This is a genomic window from Amycolatopsis eburnea, from assembly GCF_003937945.1.
In the GTDB taxonomy this organism is placed as follows: Bacteria; Actinomycetota; Actinomycetes; order Mycobacteriales; family Pseudonocardiaceae; genus Amycolatopsis; species Amycolatopsis eburnea.
Window position 1 is genome coordinate 401,371 of sequence record NZ_RSEC01000063.1, and the last position, 26,621, is coordinate 427,991.

25 protein-coding genes are annotated in these 26,621 nt (G+C 71.6%); 17 read left to right on the plus strand and 8 right to left on the minus strand.

Annotated features, from left to right (window positions below; genetic code table 11):
• Positions 1-61: 61 nt before the first annotated feature.
• Positions 62-1,216 carry an NAD-dependent epimerase/dehydratase family protein gene (locus tag EIY87_RS45565; RefSeq protein ID WP_125316307.1) on the plus strand — a complete coding sequence of 385 codons (1,155 nt, stop codon included), beginning with the start codon at positions 62-64 and terminating at the stop codon, positions 1,214-1,216.
• Positions 1,217-1,262: 46 nt separating this feature from the next.
• On the opposite strand, the gene EIY87_RS45570 is transcribed toward EIY87_RS45565, so the two are convergent.
• Positions 1,263-1,622: a nuclear transport factor 2 family protein gene (locus tag EIY87_RS45570; RefSeq protein ID WP_125316308.1), complete on the minus strand. Its 360-nt coding sequence runs from the start codon at positions 1,620-1,622 to the stop codon at positions 1,263-1,265.
• 97 nt (positions 1,623-1,719) lie between these two features.
• Here EIY87_RS45570 and EIY87_RS45575 point away from each other — a divergent pair, with 97 nt between their 5' ends.
• From EIY87_RS45575 to EIY87_RS45585, 3 genes are read left to right on the plus strand one after another with little or no spacing between them, the layout of a single operon-like run.
• Positions 1,720-1,950 carry a hypothetical protein gene (locus tag EIY87_RS45575; RefSeq protein ID WP_125316309.1) on the plus strand — a complete coding sequence of 77 codons (231 nt, stop codon included), beginning with the start codon at positions 1,720-1,722 and terminating at the stop codon, positions 1,948-1,950.
• Positions 1,947-2,756 (plus strand): helix-turn-helix domain-containing protein, encoded by an 810-nt coding sequence (locus tag EIY87_RS45580; RefSeq protein WP_191984514.1) that lies wholly within the window; start codon positions 1,947-1,949, stop codon positions 2,754-2,756. The genes EIY87_RS45575 and EIY87_RS45580 overlap by 4 nt, the downstream gene beginning before the upstream one ends.
• A 43-nt stretch (positions 2,757-2,799) precedes the next feature.
• Positions 2,800-3,579: an aldo/keto reductase gene (locus EIY87_RS45585; RefSeq protein WP_125316310.1), complete on the plus strand. Its 780-nt coding sequence runs from the start codon at positions 2,800-2,802 to the stop codon at positions 3,577-3,579.
• Here EIY87_RS45585 and EIY87_RS48205 read toward each other — a convergent pair.
• The 5 genes from EIY87_RS48205 to EIY87_RS45610 all read right to left on the minus strand — a co-directional run bounded on the left by EIY87_RS48205 (position 3,576) and on the right by EIY87_RS45610 (position 9,454).
• A complete protein-coding gene (locus EIY87_RS48205; RefSeq protein ID WP_225440433.1) occupies positions 3,576-5,075 on the minus strand; it encodes a hypothetical protein in 1,500 nt (499 codons plus the stop codon). The genes EIY87_RS45585 and EIY87_RS48205 overlap by 4 nt on opposite strands.
• 330 nt (positions 5,076-5,405) lie before the next feature.
• Positions 5,406-6,287 (minus strand): 3-methyladenine DNA glycosylase, encoded by an 882-nt coding sequence (locus EIY87_RS45595; RefSeq protein ID WP_125316311.1) that lies wholly within the window; start codon positions 6,285-6,287, stop codon positions 5,406-5,408.
• Positions 6,284-7,327: a hemolysin family protein gene (locus EIY87_RS45600; protein WP_125316312.1), complete on the minus strand. Its 1,044-nt coding sequence runs from the start codon at positions 7,325-7,327 to the stop codon at positions 6,284-6,286. The genes EIY87_RS45595 and EIY87_RS45600 overlap by 4 nt, the downstream gene beginning before the upstream one ends.
• Positions 7,324-8,670 (minus strand): hemolysin family protein, encoded by a 1,347-nt coding sequence (locus EIY87_RS45605; protein WP_125316313.1) that lies wholly within the window; start codon positions 8,668-8,670, stop codon positions 7,324-7,326. The genes EIY87_RS45600 and EIY87_RS45605 overlap by 4 nt, the downstream gene beginning before the upstream one ends.
• Positions 8,671-8,872: 202 nt before the next feature.
• On the minus strand, positions 8,873-9,454 hold the full coding sequence (locus tag EIY87_RS45610; RefSeq protein ID WP_125316314.1) for a TetR/AcrR family transcriptional regulator: 582 nt from the start codon (positions 9,452-9,454) through the stop codon (positions 8,873-8,875).
• Between the two features lie 186 nt (positions 9,455-9,640).
• Between EIY87_RS45610 and EIY87_RS45615 the strand changes: the two genes are divergently transcribed.
• From EIY87_RS45615 to pip, 5 genes are read left to right on the plus strand one after another with little or no spacing between them, the layout of a single operon-like run.
• Positions 9,641-10,042 (plus strand): hypothetical protein, encoded by a 402-nt coding sequence (locus tag EIY87_RS45615; protein WP_125316315.1) that lies wholly within the window; start codon positions 9,641-9,643, stop codon positions 10,040-10,042.
• A complete protein-coding gene (locus EIY87_RS45620; protein WP_125316316.1) occupies positions 10,039-10,668 on the plus strand; it encodes a DUF3558 domain-containing protein in 630 nt (209 codons plus the stop codon). Before EIY87_RS45615 ends, EIY87_RS45620 begins: the two co-directional genes overlap by 4 nt.
• A 3-nt stretch (positions 10,669-10,671) precedes the next feature.
• A complete protein-coding gene (locus EIY87_RS45625; RefSeq protein WP_125316317.1) occupies positions 10,672-12,003 on the plus strand; it encodes a hypothetical protein in 1,332 nt (443 codons plus the stop codon).
• Between the two features lie 25 nt (positions 12,004-12,028).
• Positions 12,029-12,757: an ESX secretion-associated protein EspG gene (locus EIY87_RS45630; RefSeq protein WP_125316414.1), complete on the plus strand. Its 729-nt coding sequence runs from the start codon at positions 12,029-12,031 to the stop codon at positions 12,755-12,757.
• Positions 12,758-12,770: 13 nt separating this feature from the next.
• Positions 12,771-13,715 carry a prolyl aminopeptidase gene (pip, locus tag EIY87_RS45635; protein ID WP_125316318.1) on the plus strand — a complete coding sequence of 315 codons (945 nt, stop codon included), beginning with the start codon at positions 12,771-12,773 and terminating at the stop codon, positions 13,713-13,715.
• Here pip and EIY87_RS45640 read toward each other — a convergent pair.
• Complete coding sequence (locus EIY87_RS45640) at positions 13,712-14,911, minus strand: Glu/Leu/Phe/Val dehydrogenase dimerization domain-containing protein (RefSeq protein WP_125316319.1); 1,200 nt, start codon at positions 14,909-14,911, stop codon at positions 13,712-13,714. The two genes, pip and EIY87_RS45640, sit on opposite strands and share 4 nt — an antisense overlap.
• Before the next feature lie 121 nt (positions 14,912-15,032).
• Between EIY87_RS45640 and EIY87_RS45645 the strand changes: the two genes are divergently transcribed.
• From EIY87_RS45645 to EIY87_RS45680, 8 genes are all read left to right on the plus strand, one after another.
• Entirely contained in the window at positions 15,033-15,959 is a 927-nt protein-coding gene (locus tag EIY87_RS45645) for a LysR family transcriptional regulator (RefSeq protein ID WP_125316320.1), read from the plus strand.
• 122 nt (positions 15,960-16,081) lie between these two features.
• Entirely contained in the window at positions 16,082-17,350 is a 1,269-nt protein-coding gene (locus EIY87_RS45650; protein ID WP_125316321.1) for a glutamate-cysteine ligase family protein, read from the plus strand.
• Positions 17,347-18,690, plus strand: a complete 1,344-nt coding sequence (gene egtB, locus EIY87_RS45655) for an ergothioneine biosynthesis protein EgtB (RefSeq protein WP_125316322.1) — start codon at positions 17,347-17,349, stop codon at positions 18,688-18,690. Before EIY87_RS45650 ends, egtB begins: the two co-directional genes overlap by 4 nt.
• 4 nt (positions 18,691-18,694) lie before the next feature.
• Positions 18,695-19,450, plus strand: coding sequence for an ergothioneine biosynthesis protein EgtC (gene egtC, locus EIY87_RS45660; RefSeq protein ID WP_125316323.1), 756 nt, complete (start codon positions 18,695-18,697; stop codon positions 19,448-19,450).
• Positions 19,447-20,424 (plus strand): L-histidine N(alpha)-methyltransferase, encoded by a 978-nt coding sequence (egtD, locus tag EIY87_RS45665; RefSeq protein ID WP_125316324.1) that lies wholly within the window; start codon positions 19,447-19,449, stop codon positions 20,422-20,424. Before egtC ends, egtD begins: the two co-directional genes overlap by 4 nt.
• A gap of 46 nt (positions 20,425-20,470) precedes the next feature.
• Entirely contained in the window at positions 20,471-20,893 is a 423-nt protein-coding gene (locus tag EIY87_RS45670) for a nitroreductase family deazaflavin-dependent oxidoreductase (protein ID WP_125316415.1), read from the plus strand.
• Between the two features lie 141 nt (positions 20,894-21,034).
• Positions 21,035-22,648 (plus strand): alpha/beta hydrolase, encoded by a 1,614-nt coding sequence (locus tag EIY87_RS45675; protein WP_125316416.1) that lies wholly within the window; start codon positions 21,035-21,037, stop codon positions 22,646-22,648.
• Positions 22,649-22,859: 211 nt separating this feature from the next.
• Positions 22,860-23,564, plus strand: coding sequence for an MgtC/SapB family protein (locus EIY87_RS45680; protein WP_125316325.1), 705 nt, complete (start codon positions 22,860-22,862; stop codon positions 23,562-23,564).
• 54 nt (positions 23,565-23,618) lie between these two features.
• Here EIY87_RS45680 and acnA read toward each other — a convergent pair whose 3' ends face one another.
• On the minus strand, positions 23,619-26,429 hold the full coding sequence (gene acnA / locus EIY87_RS45685) for an aconitate hydratase AcnA (protein ID WP_125316326.1): 2,811 nt from the start codon (positions 26,427-26,429) through the stop codon (positions 23,619-23,621).
• Between the last annotated feature and the right edge of the window lie 192 nt (positions 26,430-26,621).

A 26,621-nucleotide genomic window follows, 5' to 3' on the forward strand; every position in this document is an offset into this window, starting at 1 on the left:
GGTGCTCATCAGCACCTGATCGATAGCGTCGGGTTCTTGAACGAGCAGGAAAGGCGGCACAATGCGGGTGCTGGTTCTCGGCGGTGACGGATATCTGGGCTGGCCGACCGCGCTGCACTTATCGGACAAAGGCCACGAGGTAGCCGTTCTCGACAATTTCGCCCGGCGTGGCTACGACGAAGAGCTAGGCGTCGAAAGCCTGGTGCCGATCGAATCGCTGAAGGACCGGATCGCCGCCTGGCACGAAGTCTCCGGCCGCGCGATCGCCAGCTACGAGGGCGACCTGCTGGACGCGGAGTTCCTGTTCGGCGCGGTGCGCGAGTTCGCACCCGACGCCATCGTGCACTACGCGGAGCAGCGGTCGGCGCCGTATTCGATGATCGACCGCGAACACGCCGTGTACACCCAGCACAACAATGTCGTCGGGACGCTGAACCTGCTCTACGCGATCGCCGAGATCGACCCCGCGATCCACCTGGTCAAGCTCGGCACGATGGGTGAATACGGCACGCCGAACATCGACATCGAAGAAGGCTGGCTGGAGCTCGAGCACAACGGGCGCACGGACCGCGTGCTGTTCCCGAAACGGCCGGGATCGTTCTACCACCTGACCAAGGTCCACGATTCGCACAACATCGAGTTCACCTGCCGCGCTTGGGGACTGCGCGCCACGGACCTCAACCAGGGCGTCGTGTACGGCCAGCAGACGCCGCAGACCGCCCTGGACCCGCGGCTGGCCACCCGGTTCGACTACGACGCGGTGTTCGGCACGGTGCTGAACCGGTTCGTCATCCAGGCCGTGCTGGGCCAGCCGCTCACCGTGTACGGCAAGGGCGCGCAGACCCGGGGCCTGATCGACATCCGCGACACCGTGGAGTGCATCCGGCTCGCCGTGGAGCACCCGGCCGAGGCGGGGGAGTTCCGGGTGTTCAACCAGATGACGGAGAGTCTGTCGGTGGCCGCCATCGCCGAGCTGGTCGCCGACCGGTTCCCCGGCCCGGTGCAGATCGAGCAGCTGGAGAACCCCCGCACCGAGGCACCGGAGCACTACTACAACGTGAAGCACACCGGGCTGGTCGGGCTGGGGCTGGAGCCGCACCTGCTGTCGGACACGCTGATCGAGTCGATGTTCGACATCGTCGGCGCCAACAAGCACCGGGTGAACCCGGAGAAGCTGCGCCCGACCGTGCGCTGGCGGGGCGCGCTGAAGGGGTAGAGCGGCGTGCGGGCTTCCCTGCCCGGGAGCCCGCACGCTCGCGCTTTCAGCCCGGCAGCTTGTCGAGGAAGCCGTGCACCTTGGCGATCTTCCCGTCCGCCAGTTCGACGACGTCGAACCCGATGGCGACCGGCTCGGCACCGGGCGTGCCGAGGTACCACTGGAACCGCGCGAGGTCGTGGTGGGCGTCGGGGTCGGCGGGCAGGCTGAAGGTGAGCCCGGCGAACTGCTGCTGCGCCCCGCCGACGAACTGGTCGATCCCGTCGTGCCCGGTGACCGCGCCGAGCGGGTCGGTGTAGCCGGCCCCTTCGGTGAAGACGTCGGCGATGAGGGCACGGCGCTTGTCCGCGTCGGTCTCGTTCCAGACGGCGAGGTACTGCTCGACGAGGCCGCGAACGTCGCTCATGGTGGATCCTTTCGTTGGGGGACAACGGGTTTTCGTCGTCCCGCGTTGGGACCCACTCTGGCGGGCCGGCGGCGGCGCGTCGATTACGCGGGAGGTAATGCGGTGGCGTCGCCCGGCCTTCGTCCGCGAGACTTCGCCGGGGTTCGCGCTGGAAGCACTCGCCACCGCCGGGTTCGAGCGGGGCGTGACGCCCGCCGACCTGATGCGGGCCTGCTACGGCGCTCGTGACGCCATCGACGCCGCGGCGCCCGCCACCCTGGCTCGCGGCTGCCATTACCCCGGAAGTAATGGCAGCCATGCCTTGATCGCCGTAGCGTCGCTCGCGTGACGACTACGGTGCAGGCGGCCGCGCGGCAGCGGCCGGTGGGTGAGCTGCTGCGGGAGTGGCGGGACCGCCGCCGGATCAGCCAGCTCGACCTCGCGATCTCGGCGGACATCTCGACCCGCCACCTCAGCTTCGTCGAGACCGGCCGGTCCAAGCCGAGCCGGGACATGGTGCTGCGGCTGGGCGAGCACCTCGAGGTGCCGCTGCGTGAGCGGAACCGGCTGCTGCTCGCCGCCGGGTACGCGCCCGCCTACACCGAGAACGCCTTGGGGGATCCCGGGATGGACGCCGTGCGCCAAGCCGTCCGGCAGCTGCTCGCCGGGCACGAGCCGTACCCCGCCGCCGTCGTCGACCGGAACTGGGACCTCGTGGACGCCAACGCCAGCATCGGGCTCTTCGTCGCCGGGATCGCGCCCGAGCTGACCACCAACGTGCTGCGCGCGACCCTGCACCCGGACGGCATGGCCCCGCACATCCTGAACCTGGGGGAGTGGCGCGCCCACCTGCTGGGCCGGCTGCGCCGCCAGGTCGGCCAGACCGCCGACGCCGGGCTCGCCGACCTCCTCGACGAGCTGCGCGGGTACCCCTGCGACCAGCCGGTGCCCGAGGTGGAGGTCCCTGGACCGGGTGACATCTTCGTGCCGCTGAGGTTCCGCCACGAGGGCACCGACCTGACGTTCTTCAGCACGGTGGCCACGTTCGGCACCCCGTTGGACGTCACGGTCGCGGAACTGGTGATCGAGTCGTTCTACCCGGCCGACCCGGTGACGGCGGCGCATCTGCGCGAGCAGGCCGCGTCGGTGGGATGATGGGCAGCACCCGCGCAGCATCCGAAGTGAGGATCACCGGTTGATGGCCGTCCCGCCTTCGCTCGCCCTGTCCGACGGAGTCCGCATCCCCCAGCTGCTGTTCGGTGTCGCGGGACTGTCCGCGGCCGAAACCGGCCGCGCCGTCCGCATCGCCCTCGACACCGGCTACCGCGGCATCGACACCACACCCGGCACCGAAGCCGCGGTGGCCACGGCCCTCGCCGCGGCGGACGTACCCCGCCAGGAACTGTTCGTCAGCTTCAAGGTCCCGGCGCAGGGCTACGACGCCGCCCGCCGCGTCGCCGACCAGGCCCTCGCCGCGCTGCAGCTGGAGCAAGCCGACTTGTGCCTGCTGGACGGCACGAAGGGCGCCTTCCCTGACACCTGGCGCGCGCTGAACCGCCTGCGTGCCGACGGCCGCGTCCGGGCGATCGGCGTGGCCGGGTTCGGCGTCGCCGAGCTGCGCCGGCTGATCGACGCGTCCGGCTCGGTCCCCGCCGTCAACCAGGTCGAGCTGCACCCGTGGCTGCAGCAGCTGCCGCTGCGCGAGTTCCACGCCGAGCGGGGCATCGTGACGGCCGCGTCGAGCCCGGCCGCCAACACCGGGTTGCTGGCCGACGAGACGGTCACCGCGCTCGCCGCGAAGTACGGCAAGACGCCGGCCCAGATCGTGCTCCGCTGGCACCTGCAGGCCGGCACGGTCGCGGTGGCGGCGTCGGCCACCACGACGCGGACGCGCGAGCAGTTCGGGATCTTCGACTTCGAGCTGGCCGACGACGACCTCGCCGTGGTGGCCGAGCTCGACAACGGCACGCGCGTCTAGGCGGACTTGATCCCGGCGGCGGCGAAGTCGGCCTGCTGGGCGGGCTGTTCGAGGTACTCGCGGAAGGTCTGGGCGGCGCGCAGGAGGGTGTCGTCGACGCCCTGGCCGGAGAGGCCGATGAACGGGTAGTCCGCGGAACGCGCGTTGGCCACCGACTGCGCGGGCGACCCGATCATCTCGGGCTTCTTGGTGGTCAGCTCGCTCACCCAGTACGACGACTCGGGCAGCCACGCGGCCGGGAGCCCGCCGATGGAGTCCAGGTTGGCCCGGCCGACCAGCGCGTCGAGCACCTGCGACGACGGCTTGGCCTCGATCATCACGTGCACGCACTGCCCGTGCACGACGGTGGCGGCCTTGTTCCACCGGTCGGCCGCGGCGGTGAGCGGCTTCTGCACACTCGGCGTGACGACGACCCGCATGTGCGACGTCCCCTGCGAGCAGCTGGCGGCCTGCGCCTCGGCCCGGTTGTTCAGCTCGCTGTCGGCCCAGTTCCACCCGACGATGCCCAGCCCGATCAGGGCGGCGAGCACCAGGCAGGCGATCGGCCAGGTGGCGATCCGCCGTCGCGGGGCCTTTTTCCCGACGATCCGGTGGGAGCCGGTCGCTTCGCCCTTGCCGATGGTCCGGTGCGAGCCGGTCCCTTCGCTGCGCTTCGGCGGGGCGGTGTTTTCGCTGGTCTCGGTGTTTTCGGCGCGCCGCTTGGTGCGGGTGGCGGCGCCGCGGGTGAGGGTGCGGGCCGACCCGGTCGCCTCGCTCCGCGCGGCGGCGGAGTAGTCGCCTTCGTCGGGCCGGGTGATGACCTCGGTCCGTTCGGCGGCGCTCTCGGCCTGCCGGGCCGCGCGGCGGGAGGCTGGTTCGCGCCGGGCGGTGATCGGGTAGTTGCCGGACGCTTCACCACGCCGGGAACCGGACGGCTCGTCACGACCGGCGACCGGGTACGCACCGGAGGACGCAGTGCGGCCGGCGGCGGGGTAGGCCTCGCCACGGCCGGTGGGGGGCTGCGAACCGGACCGCTCGCCTGGGCCCGCGGCCGGGGCGGCGCCGCCGGCCTGGCCGCGCCCGGCGGCCGGGTAGGAGCCGGAGGTCTCGCTGCGCCCGGTTACGGGGTAGGAGCCGGAAGCTTCACCTCGGCCGGTGGCGGGGTAGGAGCCGGAGGTCTCGCTGCGCCCGGTTACGGGGTAGGAGCCGGAAGTCTCACCTCGGCCGGTGGCGGGGTAGGAGCCGGAGGTCTCGCTGCGCCCGGTTACGGGGTAGGAGCCGGAAGTCTCACCTCGGCCGGTGGCGGGGTAGGAGCCCGAAGCCTCACCGCGCCCGGCGGCCGGGTAGGAGCCGGAGGTCTCGCCGCGACCGGCAACGGGGTAGGAGCCCGAAGCCTCACCGCGACGCGTGACCGGATAGGAGCCAGAAGCCTCGCCGCGCCCGACGACCGGGTACGAACCAGACCGCTCACCACGCCCCGCGGCCGGATGCCCACCGCTCGCCTCGCCACGGCCCACCACGGGATACGAACCGGAAGCCTCACCGCGGCCGGGAGCCCGCGACGTACCGGTGGGGCGCCCCGCGATCCCGAACGCCTCCGAGATGGAGCTGCGCTTCGGCGTCCGGAAAGCGCCGGAAGCCTCGCTGCGGCCCTCGGCCGGCTGTGCACCGGACGAAGTGCGGTCGTGAGGGTGCGGCACCGGCTCCTCGTCCCGGTAGTGTCGCCCCATCGTCATCCTTTCGGGGGTGAGCGCATGCCAAGCACGCACTGCGATGCAACCAAACCGTTATCACCCTAACAGGTGAGTATCGGCGAGAGAATAATCTGACTCACAGTTGCGCGTACTTCAGGGGGCTCCCCTGACCAGGCGATGGCAATGCGCAATCAGGCGATGACGGACCGGTGCCGCCCGGCGGGCGAACGACGCCTGGGACCGGGCGTATTCGGCCCTTCCTTCCGCCGTCTCGATCCGCACCGGCGGGTAGCCGAGCGCGGCCAGGTCGTACGGGCTCGCCCGCATGTCGAGCTCGCGGATCTCCACCGCCAGCTCGAAGCAGTCCGCCACCAGTTCGGCCGGCACGAACGGGTCCAGCTTGTACGCCCACTTGAACAGATCCATGTTCGCGTGCAGGCACCCGGGCTGCTCGAAGGAGATCTGCGTCTCCCTCGACGGCGTCAGCTCGTTCCGCGGCCGCGCCGGGCCGGTGAAGAAGCGGAACGCGTCGAAGTGCCCGCAGCGGATGTCGAGCGACTCCACGACGGCGTCGGTGCCCGCCGAGCCCAGCCGCAGCGGCACCTGGTCGTGTCGCACCGAGTCCGCCGGCTCGCGGTACACCATCGCCCACTCGTGCAGCCCGAAGCAGCTCAGCCGCGGCGCGCGGGACGCCGTCGCGGTCAGCAGGGCCAGGACGAACTCCGCCGTCCGGGCCTTCCCCGGGGTGAACCCCTCGGGATCGAGCATGACGCCGTCGGCCGTCTCGACGTAGCCCTTGCGGTCCAGGAAACGCCGCGCCGCGGGCCCGGCGAGCGCGACGCCGGGCCCGGGCTGCCACCGCTGCAGGTGGGACGGCCGGTACGAGTAGTACGTGAACAGGAAGTCCAGCACCGGGTGCTTCTCGCCGCGCGAGCGGCGCTCCTGGTGCGGAACGGTCCACCGCCGCATCCGCTCGGCGTGCGCCGCCTCCCGGGCCAGCCAGTCCGGTTCGGCGAGCACTTCGACCGCCGTCATGCGCCCACGTGCGTGCCGTCGCGGACCGTGCCCACGTACTCCTCCACGAGGTCCTCGAGCGCGACGACGCCGACGGCGTTGCCGCTGGTGTCAAGGGCGCGTGCCAGGTGGCTGCCTTCCTTGCGCATCGCCGACAGGGCGACGTCGAGGCGGGCGTCCGCGCGCAGCTCCGTGAGCGGGCGGGTCTTGCCGGGCGGCACGATCGTCGCCGGGTCCTGCCCGGCCAGGTCGAGGACGTCCTTGACGTGGATGTAGCCGGTCAGGCTCCCATCGTCGGTGCAGACCGGGAAGCGCGAGAAGCCGGTCGAGGACACCGCCAGCTCGACGTCGCCGAGGGTCGGCCCGCACGGCAGCGTGGTCAGCTCGGCGGTGGGCACCAGCACGTCCGCGACGGTCTTCTGCACCGAAGACAGCGTCTGCGCGAGCCGCCGGTGCTCGGACTGGTCGAGCAGGCCCTCCCGGCGCGACTCGCTGAGCAGCTCGGCCAGCTCGTCGGAGGTGTAGGCGGTCTCCAGCTCGTCCTTCGGCTCGACCTTCACCGCGCGCAGCAGCGAGTTCGCGACGAAGTTCAGCAGCCAGATGAACGGGTTGGCCAGCTTCACCCAGGCGACGTGCACCGGGACCAGCCACAGCGCGAGCCGCTCGGGCTCGGCGATCGCGAGGTTCTTCGGCACCATCTCGCCGATCAGCACGTGCAGCACCGTGATGAACGCCAGCGCGATGGCGAACGAGACCGCGTGCAGCAGCGCCTCGGGCAGGCCCAGCAGGTCGAAGAACGCCGAGAGCCGGTGCGCGATCGCGGGCTCGCCGAGGCGGCCGAGCAGCAGCGAGCAGATGGTGATGCCCAGCTGCGCGCCGGCCAGCATCAGCGAGACGTGCTTGCTCGCGTTGATGACGATCTTCGCGCGCGTCTTGCCCTGTTCCAGGAGTGCCTCGAGCCTGTCCCGCCGGGAGGAGATCAAGGTGAACTCCGCGCCGACGAAGAAGGCGTTGGCCAGCAGCAGGACCACGACGAGGGCGATGTTCAGCCAGTCGCTCACGAGACCACCTCGGCTACCGGGGCTTCGGTGGGGACGCGGACCGGGGCCACTTCGACCTCGGCGATCCGACGCTTGTCCATGGTGGTGACGGTGAGCCGCCAGCCGTCGACGTCCGCGGCGTCACCCTCGGCGGGGATCTTGCCCAGCCGCTCGAGGATCAGCCCGGCGATGGTTTCGTAGTCGCCGTCCGGCATCCGGAACCCGGTGACGTCGGTGACCTCGTCCGGGCGCAGCTGGCCGGACACCAGCCAGCTGTCGCTGCCGACCTGCTGCGACGCCGGTGCCTCGCGGTCGTCGTGCTCGTCGCGGACGTCGCCGATGATCTCCTCGACGACGTCCTCCAGGGTGACCAGCCCGGCCGTGCCGCCGTACTCGTCGACGACGATCGCCAGCTGGAAGCGGGAGTCGCGCAGCCGGTTGAGGAGGTCGTCGCCGGGCAGGGACTCGGGCACGGTCGGCACCGGCCGCATCACCGAGCCGATCGGCACGGCCGCGCGTTCCGCGGCCGAGACGGCGAAGGCCTGCTTGACGTGCACGGCGCCGCGCACGTCGTCGAGGTCCTCGGCGTGCACCGGGAACCGCGAGAAGCCGGTGCGGCGCGAGAGCTCGATGAGGTCCTCGACGGTGTCGTCGACGCTGAGCGATTCGAGCTGCACGCGGGGCGTCATCAGCTCCTCCGCGGTGCGCTCGCCGAACCGCAGCGAACGGTCCAGCAGCTCCGCGGTGTTCGTGTCGAGCGTGCCGCTCTCGGCGCTGGACCGCACGATCGAGCCCAGCTCCTGCGGCGAGCGCGCGGACCGCAGCTCTTCCTGCGGTTCGACGCCGAACTTGCGGACCAGGAAGTTCGCGCTGTTGTTCATCAGCGTGATGAGCCAGCGGAACAGCGCCGAGAACCGCGAGTGGTACCCGGCGACCGCGCGCGCGGTCGGCAGCGGCCGGGCGATGGCGAGGTTCTTCGGCACCATCTCGCCGAGGATCATCGACAGCGAGGTCGCCAGGACCAGGGCGAGCACGATCGACGCACCCGAGGCGAACCCGGCCGGGAGCCCGACGCCGGTGAGCAGCGGCCGGACGAGCTCGCCGATCAGCGGCTCCGCCAGGTAACCGGTGACCAGCGTGGTGAGCGTGATCGCGACCTGGGCGCCGGAGAGCTGGAACGAGAGCGTCCGGTGTGCCTTTTGGACGGTCAGGGCCCGGCGGTCGCCGACCTGGCGCACGTTGGCGTCGACGGTGCTGCGTTCCAGCGCGGTCAGCGAGAACTCGGCCGCGACGGCGAGCCCGGTGCCGACGGTCAGCAGCACGAAGAGGAGGACGCCGAGCACGGCGAAGAGGATCTGGATCATCCCGCACCCGCCAGCGTGGCGGCGGGGGGAGAACCTATCGGACAGCCGGGTCGGTCACCCGGCCCGGTACTGTCACCGGGTGACTGCGCTGCGCGCACGAAACGGTCACTCCTAGCAAGAAATCGGTGTGTACTGCGATTATGCGGACAATCTTAACGTGTCCTTCGCGGTCACCGCTGGCGATATCGGTGTGTCGGACAGCTCAGGCCGTCGTCTGGCGGTGCCGCCGCACGGTCTCCTCGACGAGGTCGAGCACCGGCCCCAGCCCGGCGGCGGGCAGGCCCATCGCCAGGTGGGACACGAGGCCTTCGAGGACGAGCTCGAGGAAGGCGGTCAGGACGTCGACGTCGACGTCGTCGCGCAGGTTCCCGGCGTCGCGCTGGCGCAGCAGCCGCAGCCGGGTCGCGGTGGTGAGCTGCTCGGAGCGCTCGGCCCAGCGGCCCCGGAACTCGGGATCGGTGCGCAGCCGGCGGCTCACCTCGAGCCGCGTCCCGAGCCAGTCGGCCGGGTGGTCGCCCCCGGCGAGCAGGTCGCGCATCACCTGCACGAGCCCCTGCTCGGCCACGACGTCCGCCATCCGGACGGCGTCGTCCTCGGCGAGGGCGAGGAAGAGCGACTCCTTGTCGCGGAAGTGGTGGAAAATGGCCCCGCGCGACAGCCCGGTGGCTTCCTCCAGCCGCCGGACTGTGGCACCTTCGTAGCCGTAGCGCGCGAAGCAGACGCGCGAGCCGTCGAGGATCTGGCGCCGGCGTGCGTCGAGGTGATCCTGGCTTACGCGTGGCATCCTGAAATCCTGACACCGGGGACCGGAGTTTCGCAATCCGTACGTACGTACTGTGACCCGGAGTGCGCGGGAACCGGATCGTCACCCTCATCGTCTGAACGTTGCGGCGATTCGCTGACACGGAGTGAGACGGTTGGCTAGTCTTTGCCACATCACGGTGGGTGAACTGAGGGGAAGGTGCTGGTCGTGATCATCGGCGAAGCCGGACAGGCGGTCCAGGCGGTTTGGGGTGGCGACATCCTGGGCGAGCGAGGCCGCGTCTACGGCGGCGGTGGCGGCGGGGGTGGCCAGTTCAAGATGGACCCCGAGGAGCTCGCCTCGGTGATCGGCCTCTGGGAAGACGAGCTGGACAAGATCGTCAAGGACGGCGACAAGATCCAGCTGATCAGCAACCTGGTCCAGGCACCCGGCAAGGACGCGGTCAGCGGCGGCTACGCGTCGACGACGATCGACTCCATCACCGCCCTGCAGACGCAGAACGACTCGATGCGCAAGTACGTCCAGGGCTACATCAAGAAGCTCAAGGAAGCGCAGACCAAGACGGTCGCCACCGACCAGGGCATGGCCGACCCCTTCCGGACGGTGTGAGCGTGCGCGTGATCGCCCGTGCCGCGGCCGGCGCCGTGGCCGCTTCCCTTTTGCTCGCCGGGTGCTCCCCGGAGAAGACCGGGACAGCCACCCCCGCGCCGAGCGAAACGGCGTCTTCGAGCGCGTCCGCCAACCCGGACGTGCCGAAGGTGGCCAGCCCTCTCGACGTTTCGAAATACGTTTCCAAGCCGTGCGACATCGTGCCGTCGTCGGTGCTCTCGTCGCTCCGGTTCACCGACCCGGGGGATGTCCAGGCCCAGGACAACGGCCTCGGCGCTTCCGGTCCGGGCTGCAGCTGGCGGATCTCCGGTGAGGGCGTGAGCATGCAGGTCATCATCGGTACCGGGAACCGCGACAACGGCCTCGGCGGGCTGGCGGGGCTGTACGGCGCGCACGACAGCGGGCAGTTCCCGTTCCTGGAACCCGCGCCCGAGGTCCAGGGCTACCCGGCCATCTACGTCGACAAGCGGGACCGGCGCCCGATCGGCAACTGCGTGCTCGACGTCGGCGTCGCCGACGACCTCGCGATCAACGTGTACGCCGGTGGCTACGAGGGCGCGGACGATTCCTGCGCCGCGGCCCAGCAGGTGGCCGGCGCGATCATCACCACACTCAAGGGGGCATGACGAGTGGACGGCAAGCAGATCTACGACAACTTCAGACAAGGGGACACCACCGGCCTCCGCAACGCGGCCGACGAGGTCGCGAAGCTTTCCGGCGCCTACATGGACCGGGCTGAGGGGATCAAGGCCCTGCAGGACCGGATGAAGCAGGCGTGGACCGGCGATGCCGCCAACGCCGCCAACGCCGGGGCCGGTCCCCTCGAGCAGGCCTTCGCCGAGACCGCCGAGCCGCTCGACGTCACCCGCGCGTCCGTAGACACCCAGGCCGCCGTCTTCGACACCTCCAGCAACTCCGTTGTCGAGATCCCGCCCAAGCCCGACAAGCCCAACCCCTGGACCACCGGCCTCAAAGCCGCCATCCCGATCGCCGGGCCCTTCATGGCCAAGGACGACATCGACAGCTACCAGGCCGGGATGGCCAAGTACAACGCGGCCAACGAGACCAACGTCCGCGTCATGGACCAGTACAGCAACGTCACCAGCAGCACCCGGTCGATCCTGCCCACCGACTACGGCGTCCTCGAGTCCGACGGTGCCGCCATCGCCGTGAACACCCCGACCGGGCCCGGGAAGATCGTCGAGCCGACCGACAAGAACCGGTGGTACCCCGAAAACGGGGGTGGCGACCCCGGCAGCGGCGACCACACCACGACCTCCAGCGTCGATCCCGGCCACACCGGCGGTCCCGATCAGCCCGGCGGCACCGACCGCCCCGGCGGGACCGACCGCCCGGGTGGTACCGACCGGCCCGGGGGCACGGACCGGCCCGGGGGGACCGATCGGCCCGGCGGGACCGACCGGCCCGGGGACGAAACCCACACCACCGGCACCGGCCGCCCGACCACCACGCGGCCCGGGCAGACGACCGAACGGCCCGGTGGGAACCCGCCCGGGACCGGGGGGATCGACTTCTACCCGACCAACACCGGCGGGGGCGGCGGCCAGAACTACTCGAACACCTTCGGCAACGACCCGACGTCGAACGGGCGCGGACCGGCCAACGCCGGCAGCCGGCTGCTCGACTCGAACGGGCGGGCCATCGGCGGTGGCAGTGGCAGCGGGACCGGCGGCGGGAGCGGTGCCGCGGGGGAGCGCGGGCTCGGCAGCGGGCGTGGTTCCGGCATGGGCGGGCTCGGCAACGCGGCCGCCGCGGAAGCCGCCGCGGCGCGGTCGGCGGCCGGGCGCGGCGGGCAGATGGGGGCGATGGGCCCCGGCGGCCGGCGCGGCGAGGGCGAGGAAGATGATGAGCACCAGCGGCCGGACTTCCTGATCGAGGCGGACCCGGACGCGATCTTCGGGACCGACCAGCGGACCAGTCCGCCGGTCATCGGCGAGTAGGCGGGTGGACGTGGCAACAGGCCGGGTGGACGTTCCGGTCGAGGCGCTGGCCGCGCTGGCCGAGCGCGAACAGGCGGGCCAGCTGCACATCACCCTGCGGCCGGAGCCGATCTGGCTGTCGGACGAGGAACGCGACGAGGCCGGCAAGAGGGTCGACGCCGCGCTGGCCGAAGCCGGGCTCGTCGACGTGCGCGGCCGGGTCACCGTCGACTTCCTCGACTGGCTCCCGCTGCTGGTCAGCCCCGCGCGGGAGTGCTACGGCTGGGTCGGCGTCGAAGGGCAGACCTACGGCGTGCTCGCCGCCGCCAAAGGGCTGCAGGCGATCCTCGCGGTCTCCGACGGCACCCACGTCGGCGTGCAGGAGATCGACCGGAACCGGCTCGCCGAATCCCTCGTCGAGCAGCTGCCGCCGGTCGGGCCCGGCGGCGGGCACCCGCGCACCGTCCGGGTCGCGGACCTGGCCGAGGCCGCCCGCCGCGGCCAGGAGGCGTACCCGCTGGCCCCGGCGGTCGCCGACGTCGTCAGCCTCGTGCAGCGGCCGGTTTCGGGCAGCGGTGAGCTCTACGTCGGCAAGCGCGACGACGTCGGCCGGCACAGCTGCCTGCAGCAGCCACTGCACTACGCCGACACGGACTGGGGCCGCTACCTCAGCTACACGACCGGGTCGGGCGACGACGCCGTCATCCACATCGGGCCGGCGGGCCCGCGGGAGCTGGCCGAGACGCTGGACGAGCTGGCCCAGACCCTGAACTGAAAAGGGCGTGCCGATGCTGTACCCCGAGATCGAACCGTACGACCACGGCAAGCTCGACGTCGGCGACGGCCACGAGATCTACTGGGAAACCTGCGGGAACCCGGCCGGCAAGCCGGCGCTCGTCGTGCACGGCGGGCCCGGCTCCGGCTGCTCGGCGAACGTCCGGCGGTTCTTCGACCCGGCGCGCTACCGCATCGTTCTGGCCGACCAGCGCGGCTGCGGGCGCAGCACCCCGTACGCCGGCGAGCCCGTCGCCGACCTCTCCGCCAACACCACTGACCACCTGGTGGCGGACTTCGAACGGCTGCGCGAGCACCTCGGCATCGAAAAGTGGTTGCTGTTCGGGGGTTCCTGGGGTTCGGTGCTCAGCCTGGCCTACGCCCTGCGCCACACCGACCGGGTCAGCGAGATCGTCCTGATGGGCCTGGCGACCGATCGCCACCTCGAAATCGAGATGCTCATCCGCGGGCTCGGCGCGTACTTCCCGGAGGGCTTCGCGAAGTTCCGCGAGGGCGTCCCGGAAGGCGAGCGCGACGGCGACCTGTCCGCCGCCTACCACCGGCTGCTCATGAACCCGGACCCGGCGATCCACCAGAAGGCGGCCGACGACTGGTGCGCCTGGGAAGACGCCATGCTCCCCGGGGTGCCGCCGCACGACGTCTTCGAGGACCCGGCGTACCGGCTGTGCTTCGCCCGGCTCGTCACGCACTACTTCAGCAACCGCGCGTTCCTGCCCGACGGCGAGATCCTGCGCGAGGCGGGCAAGCTCGCGGGCATCCCCGCCGTGCTGGCCCAGGGCGTGCTGGACACGAGCAACATCGTGGGCACGCCCTGGCTGCTGCACCACGCCTGGCCCGGCAGCGAGCTGGTCATGCTGGACGACGTCGGGCACACGGTGTCGGCCGCGTCGATGCAGGACGTCCTGATCGGCGCGACCGACCGCTTCGCGGACCGCTAGGGGATGAGCAGCTGCGGCTCGCCCTCCGGGGCGAGCGCGGCTTCGGTGCGCCGGGCCCGGTTGGCCTCGGCCAGCCGGAGGCCGGTGACGCGCAGCGGCAGCCGGTCCATCCGCCAGTCGGCCAGCAGCAGCGCGACCTTCGCCTGCATTTCGGTGCGCAGCCGCAGGAACGAGTCGGCCGGGTCGGCGCCGACCTCGCCGAGCAGCAGCCACCACGCCCACGCCGCCGCGCCCGCGTTCGCCACGAAGTCCGGCACGACCGCGACGCCGCGCGCGGACAGGGCCGCTTCCGCTTCCGGGGTCGTCGCCGCGTTGGCCGCTTCGACGACCACCGAGGCCTTGACGAGGTTTTCGTTGTCCGGGCGCAGCGCGTAGGAGATCGCGGCCGGCACGAAAATGTCCGCGTCGATGCCGACGATCGTCTCGCGGGGGAGTGCACGCACGCCGGCCGGCAGCCGCGAGCGGTCCACCTCGCCGAAGCGGTCGCGCAGCTCCAGCAGGGCCGGGACGTCGAGTCCGACCGGGTCGTAGAGCGTGCCGGCGGCGTCGGCCACCGCGACCACCTTCATGCCCGCTTCGTGCAGGTACCAGGCCGCGCCGCCGCCCATGGTGCCGATGCCCTGGATGGCCACCGTCGTCTCGGCGACGTCCCAGTCCCACGCCGCCGCGACGCCGAGGCAGGACTGCGCCACGCCGTAGCCGCCGACGACGTCGCCGAGCAGCAGCCCGCCGGGTACCGGGGCGTTGAGGCCCGCCTGCACCCGGCGCAGGGTGCGGGCCGGGTCGGCCGAACGGCGGATCGCGGCGTGGTACGACTGCTCCAGCCCGAGCTCGGCGAACACCTCGTCGATCAGGTGCTGCGGGACGCCGAGGTCCTCCGCCGTCACCCAGTGCGCGTCCAGCCACGGCCGCAGGAACGAGCAGAACCGCTTGAGGACGCCGAACGCGCGCGGGTCCTTCGGGTCGAAGTCGATGCCGCCCTTGGCCCCGCCGACCGGCAGGTTGAAGGTAGCGGTTTTGTTGGCCATGCCCCGGGCGAGGTCCTCCACCTCGGTCATCGTGCAGCCCGCCCGCATCCGGGTGCCGCCGGTGGCGACGCCCGAGACCAAGCTGTGCACGACCAGGTAGCCGTGCGCGCCGGTGACGGAATCGGTCCACGTGAGCCGCATCAGCGGTTCGGCGTTGCGCGGGGTCATCAGGCCACTCACCTCCAGGGAAGTCCGGGGCGGCCCGTCCCGGCCGCCTCCACGAGAGTGCGCTCCGGGTGGCGGCCGCGTCCATTTAACGAACCTGCACGATCTCGTTTAGGTTTTGTGTATGGAGCTTTCGTTGCACCGCTTGAGGATGCTTCGCGAGCTGCACCGCCGGGGCACCGTGACCGCGGCGGCCGCCGCGCTGCACTACACCGCTTCGGCGGTTTCGCAGCAGCTCGCGCAGCTGGAACGCGACGTGGGCGCGAAGCTGTTCGAACGGCTCGGCCGCCGCGTCCAGCTGACCGAGCTGGGCAAGCTCCTGACGGAGCACGCGGAGGAGATCCTCGGCTCGGTGGACCGCGCCACGCTCGCCCTCGAGGAGGCGCAGGAGTCGCGCACGGTCCGGCTGACCGCCGGGGTGTGGGCGTCGGTGGCCTCCGGCCTGCTCCCGACGGCGCTGACCGCGCTGGCCGGCGAGCACCCCGGCATCGAGGTGCGCACCCGCGAACTGGCGCCGGAGGACACCGCCGAAGCCGTCCGGGACGGCAGCCTCGACCTGTCGTTCGTCATCGACTACTCCGACGCGCCGACGGCGTGGGACCCCGGGCTGGAGCGCGCGGTCGTGGCCGTGGAACGCCTGCACGCCGCGGTGCCGCGGGGCGCGGTGCCCTCGGGGTCGGCGTCGCTGGACGACCTCGCCGAGCACCCGTGGATCCTGGCGAGCGCGAAGTCGCACTTCGGCCGCGCGATGCGCACCGCCTGCCAGCGGCACGGCTTCGCCCCGAAGATCAACCACGAGGTCGAAGAGCAGTCGACGGCGATGGCGATGGTGGGCGCGGGCCTGGGCATCACCCTGGTTTCGGACCTCGGCCTGCGCCTGCTGCGGCCGCCCGGGATCGACGTCGTCACGCTCACCACCCCGCTGCTCCGGACGGTGTCGATCGCCTACCGGCGCACCGCGTCCCGGCTGCCCGCGCTGCACCTGGTGATCGAGGCCGTGCGCGCGTCGGCGGCCGAACTGGGCCTGGGCACGGAGTCCGCTTTGCCCTGATCCGCGGGTTCTTACGGAGTGGTGAAACCGTCCTGCGGGGCAAGACGAGCCCTGAATTTGTCGTACCCCGCGTGTAGCGTCCGAAGTCAAGAAGTTCCACCACACGGAACCAGGAAACGGACATGACAGAAGCGTCTACGATGCACGATTTTCCCGAGAAGTCGGGCAGTGCGTCCAACCAGACCGCACGGGTCCTCGCGGACCGCGCGGCCGGGGAGGCGTACGTGGCATCGGTGTGCTTCAAGCACGGCCCGCCCCGCCTGATCGGCGTGGAGCTGGAATTCACCGTGCACCACGCCGACGACCCGGCAAGACCCCTCGATCCCGACGTACTGGCCACGGCGCTGGGCGCGCACACCCCGCGGACACTGCGTCCCGACAGCCCCGCCACGCCACTCCCGGCCGGCAGCCCGGTCAGCCTCGAACCCGGCTGCCAGGTCGAAATCTCCAGTCCTCCCCAGGCCACGCTCCGCGACCTCGACGCGGTCGTCTCGGCCGATCTGCGCCACCTGCGCACCCTCCTCGCCCGGCACGGGCTCGAACTCGGCGAAACCGGCATCGACGCGCACCGCGCGCCGCGCCGGGTCCTGCGCACGCCGCGCTACGCGGCGATGGAACGCCGGTTCGCGGCGATCGGCCCCGGCGGCCTCACGATGATGTGCAGCACCGCGGGCCTGCAGGTGTGCGTCGACGCGGGGGAGGCCGACCAGCTCGCCTTCCGCTGGGCGGCCGCGCACGCCATGGGCCCGCCGCTGCTGGCCCTCTTCGCCAATTCCCGCGTCCACGCCGGGCGCGACACGGGGTTCGCTTCGGCCCGCTGGCTCGCGGTGCACGACACCGAAGCGGTCCGGTCGCGCACCGAACGCGTCGCGGGCGAACCCGCGGCGGAGTGGGCCGCCCGCCTGATGGACACGCCGTTGCTGGTGCTGCCCCGCGGCGACCGGCCGTGGGACGCCCCGGAGGGGCTGACGTTCGCCGACTGGATCGACGGCAGGGGCGCGGCCGCCCTGCTGCCGAAGCCGACCTCGGCGGACCTCGACTACCACCTGACGACGATGTTCACCCCGGTCCGCCCGCAGGGGTACCTGGAGATCCGGTACCTCGACGCGCAGCCGCCAAGCGCGTGGCTGCCGCCGGTCGCGCTCGTCTCCGCGCTGCTGGCCCGCCCGGCCACCGTGGACAAGGTGCTCGACCTGTGCGCGCCGGTGGCGGGCCGGTGGACCACCGCGGCGCGGTGCGGCCTGCAGGATCCGGGGCTGGCCGCCGCGGCGGCCGCGCTGGCCGACCTCGGCTGCGCCGAGCTGGGCGAGACCGGGCTGGCGGCCGAATCGATCACCGAGATCAGCGAGAGCGTGCAGGGGCGCGTGTCCCGATCGAGGAGCGAAGCATGAGCACAGAGGCAGAAGCACTGGACGAGCTGAGCGCGCAGGACCTGCGCGCCCGTGCCGCCGAAGCACTGACGAGGGCGCGGTCGCGCAGCGTGGCGCTGACCGACGCGGTCGACGACGAGGACCTGGTCCGCCAGCACTCCAAGCTGATGTCGCCGCTGGTCTGGGACCTGGCGCACATCGGCGTCCAGGAAGAGCTGTGGCTGGTCCGCGACGTCGGCGGCCGGGAGCCGCTGCGCCCGGACATCGACGACATCTACGACGCCTTCCAGCACGCCAGGGCCGACCGGCCGGAGCTGCCGCTGCTCGGCCCGGCCGAGGCTCGCGCCTACGTCAAGCAGGTCCGCGAGAAGGCGTTCGACGTGCTGGAGCGCGTGCCGCTGCAGGGCAGCAGGCTGACCGAGCGGGCGTTCGCTTTCGGCATGATCACCCAGCACGAGCAGCAGCACGACGAGACGATGCTGGCCACCCACCAGCTGCGCAAGGGCGACCCGGTGCTGCACGCGCCGGAGCCGCCGCCGTCCCGCGCCGGCGCCCTGCCGGCCGAGGTGCTGGTGCCGGGCGGCGCGTTCACCATGGGCACGTCGGCCGAGCCGTGGGCGCTGGACAACGAGCGCCCGGCGCACGAGGTCGCGGTCGACGCGTTCTGGCTGGACACCGTCCCGGTCACCTGCGGGGCGTACGTCGCGTTCCTGGACGGCGGCGGGTACGACGACGAGCGGTGGTGGAGCCCGGCGGGCTGGGCGTACCGGACCGAGCACGGCATCACCGCACCGCGGTTCTGGCAGCGGGAGCAGGACGGCTGGTGGCGGACGCGCTTCGGGGTGTACGAGCGGATCACCGCCGACGAGCCGGTCGTGCACGTCTCCTACTACGAGGCCGAGGCCTACGCGGCCTGGGCCGGGCGGCGGCTGCCGACCGAAGCGGAGTGGGAGAAGGCGGCGCGGTTCGACCCGGCGAGCGGCCGGTCGCGCCGGTTCCCCTGGGGCGACGAAGAGCCGGGTGCCGAGCACGCCAACCTCGGCCAGCGGCACCTGCGCCCGGCACCCGTGGGCGCGTACCCGGCCGGCGCGTCGCCGACCGGCGCGCACCAGCTGATCGGCGACGTCTGGGAGTGGACGAGCAGCGACTTCCACGGCTACCCGGGCTTCGCGCCCTTCCCGTACCGGGAGTACTCGGAGGTGTTCTTCGGGCCGGAGTACAAGGTGCTGCGCGGCGGCTCGTTCGGCACCGACTCGGCGGCGATCCGCGGTACGTTCCGCAACTGGGACTACCCGATCCGGCGGCAGATCTTCGCCGGCTTCCGGACCGCCCGCGACGCGGCACCCGGCGAGGTGGGGTAGGCGCATGTGCCGCCACATCGGCTACCTCGGCGAGCCGGTCTCGCCCGCCGAGGTGCTCTTCCGCGCGCCGCATTCGCTGCTGGTGCAGTCCTACGCGCCGGCGGACATGCGCGGCGGCGGCTCCGTCAACGCCGACGGGTTCGGGCTGGGGTGGTACCCCGGCCCGGGCTCGCCGCCGCTGCGCCACCGCCGCTCGACTCCACTGTGGACGGACGAGACGCTGCCGCCGCTGGCGGCGGCGGTCACCTCGGGCGCGTTCGTCGCCGCGGTCCGCAACGGCACCACCGGCATGCCGGTGACCGAGGCGGCCGCGGCGCCGTTCACCGCCGGGCCGTGGCTGTTCAGCCACAACGGCGTCGTCCGCGGCTACCCGGATTCGCTGGCCGAACTGGCCAAGACCCTGCCGATCACCGAGCTGCTGACCCTGGAGGCACCGACGGATTCGGCGGTGCTCTGGGCCCTGCTGCGGGCCCGGCTCGCCACGGGCGAGGACCCGCTGACGGCGGTGGCGGCGCTGACCGCCGCCGTCGAAGCGGCCGCACCCGGCTCCCGGCTCAACTTCCTGCTCACCGACGGCTCGACCCTCATCGGCACGGCCTGGACGCACGCGCTGTCCCTGCTGGAGACCCCGGCCGGGGTGCTGCTGTCGTCCGAACCCTGTGACGGCGACCCGCGCTGGCGGCCCGTCCCCGACCACCACGCCGTGCGCGCCACCGCGGCCGGCGTCGAACTGCTTCCCCTGACCCAGGAGAACCCATGACCGAAGTCGATCTCGACCACCACCGCTCCGGCGACGCCGTCACCGCGGAACTGCGCGCGGACGTCGTCGCCGGGCTCACCGCGGAGCGCAAGTGGCTGCCGCCCAAGTGGTTCTACGACGCCGAAGGCAGCGAGCTGTTCGAGAAGATCACCCAGCTGCCGGAGTACTACCCGACCCGCAGCGAGCGCGAGGTGCTGGCCGCGCACGCCGGCGACGTCGCCGAGCTGACCGGCGCGCACACGCTCGTCGAGCTGGGCTCCGGCTCGAGCGAGAAGACCCGCCTGCTGCTCGACGCGCTCACCGCGCACGGCACGCTGGAGGCGTTCGTCCCGCTCGACGTCTCCGAGTCGGCGCTCGCCGAAGCCGCCGAAGCGATCTCGGCCGACTACCCGGGGCTGACGGTCCGGGGCGTCGTCGGCGACTTCACCCAGCACCTGGCCCTGCTGCCCGGCGGCCAGCCCCGGGTGGTGGCGTTCCTCGGCGGCACCATCGGCAACTTCCTGCCCGCCGAGCGCGGGGCCTTCCTGCGGTCGGTTCGCGACGTCCTCGACGAAGGGGAGTGGCTGCTGCTGGGCACCGACCTGGTCAAGGACGCGGGCATCCTCGAACGCGCCTACGACGACGCCGCGGGCGTGACCGCGGAGTTCGACAAGAACGTGCTGCGGGTGATCAACGCCCGGCTCGGCGCGAACTTCGACACCGACGAGTTCGACCACGTTGCGCACTGGGACGCGGAAAACGAGTGGATCGAGATGCGCCTGCGGGCCCGCCGCGCGCTCACCGTCGAGATCCCGGGCGCCGGCCTGACGGTGCGCTTCGCCGAAGGGGAGCACGTCCGCACGGAGATCTCCGCCAAGTTCCGGCCGTCCGGCGTCGAAGCGGAACTGGCCGCCGCCGGGTTCGAGCTGGCGCACTGGTGGACCGACTCCCAGCAGCGGTTCGGGGTGAGCCTGGCAAGATCCGTGCGTGGCTAATCCTCTTCGGGCCCTGGCCCGGGCCGTCGGCACGAAGCCGTGGCTGATGCGCACGGCGCGGTTCGTCGTGTGGGCGGACAAGAAACTGCACAAGGCGTTCGGCGGCCGGGTGAGCCTCGTGGCGCTCGCCGGGCTGCCGTCGCTGCGCCTCACGACGACGGGCCGCAAGAGCGGGCTGGCGCGCAGCACCAACCTGCTCTACTACCCGCACGGCGACGCCTTCGTGCTGACGGCGTCCAACTGGGGCCGCCGCCACGACCCGGCGTGGGCGCTGAACCTGCGCGCGAACCCGAAGGCGCGGGTCGCGCTCGCCGGGCGGCCCGTCGAGGTCGTGGCGCGCGAGCTGACCGGCGCCGAGTACGACGCGATGTGGCGGGAGCTGCTGGCGTTCTGGCCGGGGTACGCGATGGAGCAGCGGGAAGCCGGCCGCCCGTTGCCGGTTTTCCTGCTCACCACGGTCGCCGGGTAGGTTCCCACCATCCTTTTGGCCGGTGACGGCTTTCGCCGGTTTGTGCCAGTCTCACCCGGGTAACGCGCCGTGACGTCCTGGACGCGCGGTGGATGCGTGATCTAGGGAGGAGACGTCTTGCGGAGATCCACCAGGGGCCGGATACGCTCGTTCGCGCTGGCCGGGGCACTCGTGGCCGGGCTCGGCACGGCCGGGACGGTGGGGACCGCCGCGGCGGCCACCGAAGCCGCGGTCAAGCCGGCGGTCGTCGGGGCGACCGCCGCGCCGAACTGGGGCACCTGCTCGGCCGCCACCCTCGCCGGGGTGCCCGCGGACCAGGTGAAGTACTACAGCTGCGCCCGCTACCGGGTGCCCATCGACCACGACAACGCCGCGCTCGGCACCATCGACATCGCGCTGCTCAAGCGCGCGGCCCGTACGCCGGACAAGCGCGTCGGCTCGCTGTTCCTCAACCCGGGCGGACCGGGCGGGTCCGGCCTGCGGATGCCGATCAGCGGCCAGTACTACTTCCAGCCGCAGGTCCTCGACCGCTTCGACCTCGTCGGGTTCGACCCGCGCGGCGTCGGGCAGAGCAACCCGCTGCGCTGCTTCACCACCCAGGAGGACGCGGACGAGGTCTTCTCCGCGCAGATCGCGGTACCGCTGTCGCGTGCCCAGATCTCCGGGACGCTGGCCAGCTACCGCGACTACGGGCAGTTCTGCAAGAACAACGCGGGCTCGCTGCTCAACCACATGTCCACCAAGGACGTCGTGCGCGACCTCGACACGCTGCGCGCGGCGGTCGGCGACCAGAAGCTGACCTTCGTCGGCTTCTCCTACGGCACGCTGATCGGCTCGACCTACACCTCGATGTTCCCGAAGCAGTCGCGGGCCATCGTGATCGACGGCAACGTCGACCCGGCGCTGCGCACCAGCGACGGCGTGCAGTACGACCGCGAACGCGCGCAGGGCTTCGAGCTCTCCCTCGACGGCTTCCTCAAGCGGTGCGACCAGGCTGGCGCGAAGTGCGCGTTCAGCGACGGCGACCCGCGGGCGAAGTTCGACGAGCTCCGCGAGCACCTGCGCAAGCAGCCGATCACCATCCCCGGTGGCGGCACGGTCGACATCAACCAGTTCACCGGCGGCGTTTCGAGCGTCCTGTACTCGCCGTCGGCGTTCCCCGGCCTGGCCGAGGACCTGCAGGCGCTCTACACCGCCCTCCACCCGGCGGGCGCGCAGGCCCAGGCGCTGCAGGCCAAGCCGCTCAAGGCGCTCACCCCGGGCAAGCAGGGCCTGGCCGACCAGAACCCGGACAGCCCGTACACCAGCGACGACTCGTACTTCGCGGTCAACTGCTCGGACAAGCCGTTCCGGATCAAGCAGGAGCAGGTGCCGGGCATCGCGGCGCAGTGGGAGCGTGAATCGCCCACCTTCGGCCGCTACCAGGCGTTCGCGGACACGGCGGGCTGCCCGGTGTGGCCGGCGAAGAAGCCGGACGTCTACCGCGGCCCGTGGCGGGCCAAGACCGACGTCCCGGTCGTCGTGGTCGGCAACTACTACGACCCGGCGACGCAGTACAAGTTCGCCCAGCGGATGGCGCAGGAGCTGGGCAACGCCCGCCTCCTGTCGGTCGACGCGTTCGGCCACTGCATCCTCGGTGACGCCCTCGGCGTCGACAAGGCGGTGGCGGACTACCTGACCGACCTGAAGGTCCCGGCCAACGGGCAGGTGTTCCAGCCGAACGTCCAGCCGTTCGAGACGGCGGCCCAGGGCTGACGTGACCGGGGTGACGCTCACGGGCGTCACCCCGGCTTCGTCGGGTACGCTGGCGAAGCTTGATCAACACGAGTACGGGAAGCGAGGTGAGCGGCACATGCCAGCGGACAGTCATCGGACGGCCGGGCGCGCGCTCACCGGGGGTTTCCCGCTGGGCTGAGTCCGGCCGCCCCTGTCCGGCAGTGCGCGCACGCCGGAAAAGAGCCGGTTCATGACCATCTTCGAAATGCTGCTGCGCGTCGGCGCCGGCGTCGGCCTGGGTGCCGTCATCGGGGTCGAGCGCCAGTTCCGCGCCCGCATGGCCGGGCTGCGCACCAACGCACTGGTCGCGGTGGGCGCGACCTTGTTCGTCCTGCTGTCGGCGCACGGTTTCGGCGGCCTGACCACGAGCGGCGACGCCGACCCGACCCGGGTGGCCGCCCAGATCGTGTCGGGCATCGGGTTCCTCGGCGCCGGGGTCATCATGCGGGACGGCCTCAACGTCCGCGGCCTCAACACCGCGGCGACGCTGTGGTGCTCGGCGGCGGTCGGCGCGTTGGCCGGAGCGGGCCTGTACGCGGTCGCGGCGGCCGGGACGGCCGTCGTGGTCGGGGTGAACGTGGTGCTGCGGCCGCTCGGCCGCGTCGTCGACCGCCGCCCGGACTCGGGCGACGAGACGCCGACGCGGTACGCGTTCCAGGCCGTCACGCGCGACGCGACCGAGGCGCACGTGCGGGCGCTGCTCGTGCAGTCGTTGACCCGCACGGACTTCCGCCTGCTGTCGGTGCTGAGCACGGACCGCGAGGACCGCACGGTCGAGGTCCGCGCCGAGCTGGTCGGCGACCAGCGCGACGACGCCCAGATGGAAGCCGCCGTGTCGCGGCTTTCGCTGGAGCCGTCGGTGTCCAGCGTGCGCTGGGAAGCCGTGCCAGCGTGACGAAAAGGGCCTCCCCGCTCGACCGAGCGGGGAGGCCCTTTCGGGGGAAAACCCTTACGCCTGCGTCATCTTCCGCAGCACGTACTGCAGGATGCCGCCGTTGCGGTAGTAGTCCGCCTCACCCGGGGTGTCGATGCGGACGTCCGCGTCGAACTCCACCTTGGAGCCGTCCTCCTTGGTGGCGGTGACGTGCACGGTGCGCGGGGTCTCGCCGTCGTTCAGCTTCGTGATGCCCGCGATGTCGAACGTCTCGGTGCCGTCCAGGCCCAGCGACGAGGCCGACTCGCCCTGCGGGAACTGCAGCGGGATGACGCCCATGCCGATCAGGTTCGAGCGGTGGATGCGCTCGAACGACTCGGTGATCACCGCGCGGACGCCCAGCAGGGACGTGCCCTTGGCCGCCCAGTCGCGCGACGAACCGGAGCCGTACTCCTTGCCGCCCAGCACGACCAGCGGGGTGCCCGCCGCCGCGTAGTTCTGCGCCGCGTCGTAGATGAACGCCTGCGGGGCGCCCTCCTGCGTGAAGTCGCGGGTGTAGCCGCCCTGCACGTCGTCGAGGAGCTGGTTGCGCAGCCGGATGTTCGCGAACGTGCCGCGGATCATCACCTCGTGGTTGCCGCGCCGCGAGCCGTAGGAGTTGAAGTCCTTCTTCTCCACGCCGTGCTCGGTCAGGTACTGCGCGGCCGGGGTGCCCGGCTTGATCGCGCCGGCGGGGGAGATGTGGTCGGTGGTGACCGAGTCGCCCAGCTTCGCCAGCACGCGCGCGCCGGTGATGTCGGTGACCGGCGCCGGCTCCGGCGTCATGCCCTCGAAGTACGGGGGCTTCCGGACGTAGGTGGACTCGGTGTCCCACTCGAAAGTCTTGCCCTCCGGGGTGGGCAGCGACTTCCAGCGCTCGCCACCGTCGAAGACGTCGGCGTAGTCCTTGGAGAACATCTCCTGCGTGATCGCGTAGTCGATGGTCTCCTGGATCTCCTGCGCGGTCGGCCAGATGTCCTTCAGGAAGACGTCCTGGCCCTTCTCGTCCTGGCCCAGGGGCTGGTTCGCGAAGTCGAAGTCCATCGTGCCGGCCAGCGCGTAGGCGATGACCAGCGGCGGCGACGCGAGGTAGTTCATCTTCACGTCGGGGTTGATCCGGCCTTCGAAGTTCCGGTTGCCCGAGAGCACCGAGACCGCGGTGAGGTCGTTCTCCTGGATGGCCGCGGAGATCTCGTCCGAGAGCGGGCCGGAGTTGCCGATGCAGGTGGTGCAGCCGTAGCCGACCAGGTGGTAGCCCAGCTTCTCCAGGTACGGCCACAGGTTGGCCTTGGTGTAGTAGTCGGTGACGACCTGCGAGCCCGGCGCCATCGACGTCTTGACCCACGGCTTGACCGCGAGGCCCTTCTCGACCGCGTTGCGCGCGAGGAGCGCGGCGCCGAGCATGACCGACGGGTTCGAGGTGTTGGTGCACGAGGTGATCGAGGCGATCACCACGGCGCCGTGGTCGAGGACGAACTCGCCGCGGTCCGCGCTGGACACCTTGACCGGCTTCGAGGGACGGCCGCTGCCGCCGTTGGCCGCCGACTGGAGGTCGACCGCGTCCTCGTCCTTGAACGACAGGGCGGCCGGGTCGGAAGCCGGGAAGGACTCCTCGACGGCCTCGTCGACCTTGGTGTGCGGGGTGACCTGCTCGCCGTCCACGTAGTCGTGGATCGACTTGCGGAACGAGGACTTCGCGTCCGACAGCTCGATGCGGTCCTGCGGGCGCTTCGGGCCGGCGATCGACGGGACGACCGTCGAGAGGTCCAGCTCGAGGTACTCGGAGTAGGACGCCTCGTGCGACGGGTCGTGCCAGAGGCCCTGCTCCTTGGCGTAGGCCTCGACCAGCGCGACCTGCTCGGCCGAGCGGCCGGTCAGCTTGAGGTAGCGGACGGTCTCGTCGTCGATCGGGAAGATCGCGGCGGTGGAGCCGAACTCCGGGCTCATGTTGCCGATGGTGGCGCGGTTGGCCAGCGGCACCTGGGCGACGCTCTCGCCGTAGAACTCGACGAACTTGCCGACCACGCCGTGCTTGCGCAGCATCTCGGTGATGGTGAGCACGACGTCGGTGGCGGTGACGCCGGCGGGGATCTCGCCGGTCAGCTTGAAGCCGACGACGCGCGGGATCAGCATCGACACCGGCTGGCCCAGCATGGCCGCCTCGGCCTCGATGCCGCCGACGCCCCAGCCCAGCACGCCCAGGCCGTTGACCATGGTGGTGTGCGAGTCGGTGCCGACGCAGGAGTCGGGGTAGGCCTGGCCGCCCCGGGCCATGACCGTGCGCGCGAGGTGCTCGATGTTGACCTGGTGCACGATGCCGGTGCCCGGCGGGACGACCTTGAACTCGTCGAAGGCGCCCTGGCCCCAGCGCAGGAACTGGTAGCGCTCGCGGTTGCGCTCGTACTCGATCTCGACGTTGCGCTCGAAGGCGTCGGCGCGGCCGAAGACGTCGATGATGACCGAGTGGTCGATGACCAGCTCGGCGGGGGCGAGCGGGTTGACCTTGTCGGGGTCGCCGCCGAGGTCGGTGACCGCTTCGCGCATGGTGGCGAGGTCGACCACGCACGGCACGCCGGTGAAGTCCTGCATGATCACGCGGGCCGGCGTGAACTGGATCTCGATCGACGGGTCGGCGTTGGGGTCCCACGAGCCGAGCGCGCGGATGTGGTCGGCGGTGATGTTCGCGCCGTCTTCGGTGCGCAGCAGGTTCTCGAGCAGGATCTTCAGGCTGTAGGGCAGCCGCTCGGCGCCCTCGACCTTGTTCAGGCGGAACACCTCGTACGAGGCGTCGCCGACCTTCAGCGTGTCTTTGGCGCCGAAGCTGTCCTTGCTGGCAGGTGCGGTCACGTCTAACTCCAGTGGCATGGACTTCCGCGCCGGTGCGGCGGTCGAGTCCCGGGTCAGTTCGGTCGGGTTCGGTGGTGGCGAGTCTTGCGCACCCCCACCGTAGGACCGGATTCGGGATGGCACACCTCGCGGTGCCTCAAACAGTACGCGTGTCCTGTTTAACGGACAAGACGACACGCGGTGTGGGCTGCG

Bases quoted from the DNA above. Each gene is read 5' to 3' on its own strand.
- EIY87_RS45565 (WP_125316307.1), top strand. From the start codon at position 62: ATGCGGGTGCTGGTTCTCGGCGGTGACGGATATCTGGGCTGGCCGACC.
- EIY87_RS45570 (WP_125316308.1), bottom strand. From the start codon at position 1,622: ATGAGCGACGTTCGCGGCCTCGTCGAGCAGTACCTCGCCGTCTGGAAC.
- EIY87_RS45575 (WP_125316309.1), top strand. From the start codon at position 1,720: ATGCGGTGGCGTCGCCCGGCCTTCGTCCGCGAGACTTCGCCGGGGTTC.
- EIY87_RS45585 (WP_125316310.1), top strand. From the start codon at position 2,800: ATGGCCGTCCCGCCTTCGCTCGCCCTGTCCGACGGAGTCCGCATCCCC.
- EIY87_RS45595 (WP_125316311.1), bottom strand. From the start codon at position 6,287: ATGACGGCGGTCGAAGTGCTCGCCGAACCGGACTGGCTGGCCCGGGAG.
- EIY87_RS45605 (WP_125316313.1), bottom strand. From the start codon at position 8,670: ATGATCCAGATCCTCTTCGCCGTGCTCGGCGTCCTCCTCTTCGTGCTG.
- EIY87_RS45610 (WP_125316314.1), bottom strand. From the start codon at position 9,454: ATGCCACGCGTAAGCCAGGATCACCTCGACGCACGCCGGCGCCAGATC.
- pip (WP_125316318.1), top strand. From the start codon at position 12,771: ATGCTGTACCCCGAGATCGAACCGTACGACCACGGCAAGCTCGACGTC.
- EIY87_RS45640 (WP_125316319.1), bottom strand. From the start codon at position 14,911: ATGACCCCGCGCAACGCCGAACCGCTGATGCGGCTCACGTGGACCGAT.
- EIY87_RS45645 (WP_125316320.1), top strand. From the start codon at position 15,033: ATGGAGCTTTCGTTGCACCGCTTGAGGATGCTTCGCGAGCTGCACCGC.
- EIY87_RS45650 (WP_125316321.1), top strand. From the start codon at position 16,082: ATGACAGAAGCGTCTACGATGCACGATTTTCCCGAGAAGTCGGGCAGT.
- egtB (WP_125316322.1), top strand. From the start codon at position 17,347: ATGAGCACAGAGGCAGAAGCACTGGACGAGCTGAGCGCGCAGGACCTG.
- egtC (WP_125316323.1), top strand. From the start codon at position 18,695: ATGTGCCGCCACATCGGCTACCTCGGCGAGCCGGTCTCGCCCGCCGAG.
- egtD (WP_125316324.1), top strand. From the start codon at position 19,447: ATGACCGAAGTCGATCTCGACCACCACCGCTCCGGCGACGCCGTCACC.
- EIY87_RS45670 (WP_125316415.1), top strand. From the start codon at position 20,471: ATGCGCACGGCGCGGTTCGTCGTGTGGGCGGACAAGAAACTGCACAAG.
- EIY87_RS45680 (WP_125316325.1), top strand. From the start codon at position 22,860: ATGACCATCTTCGAAATGCTGCTGCGCGTCGGCGCCGGCGTCGGCCTG.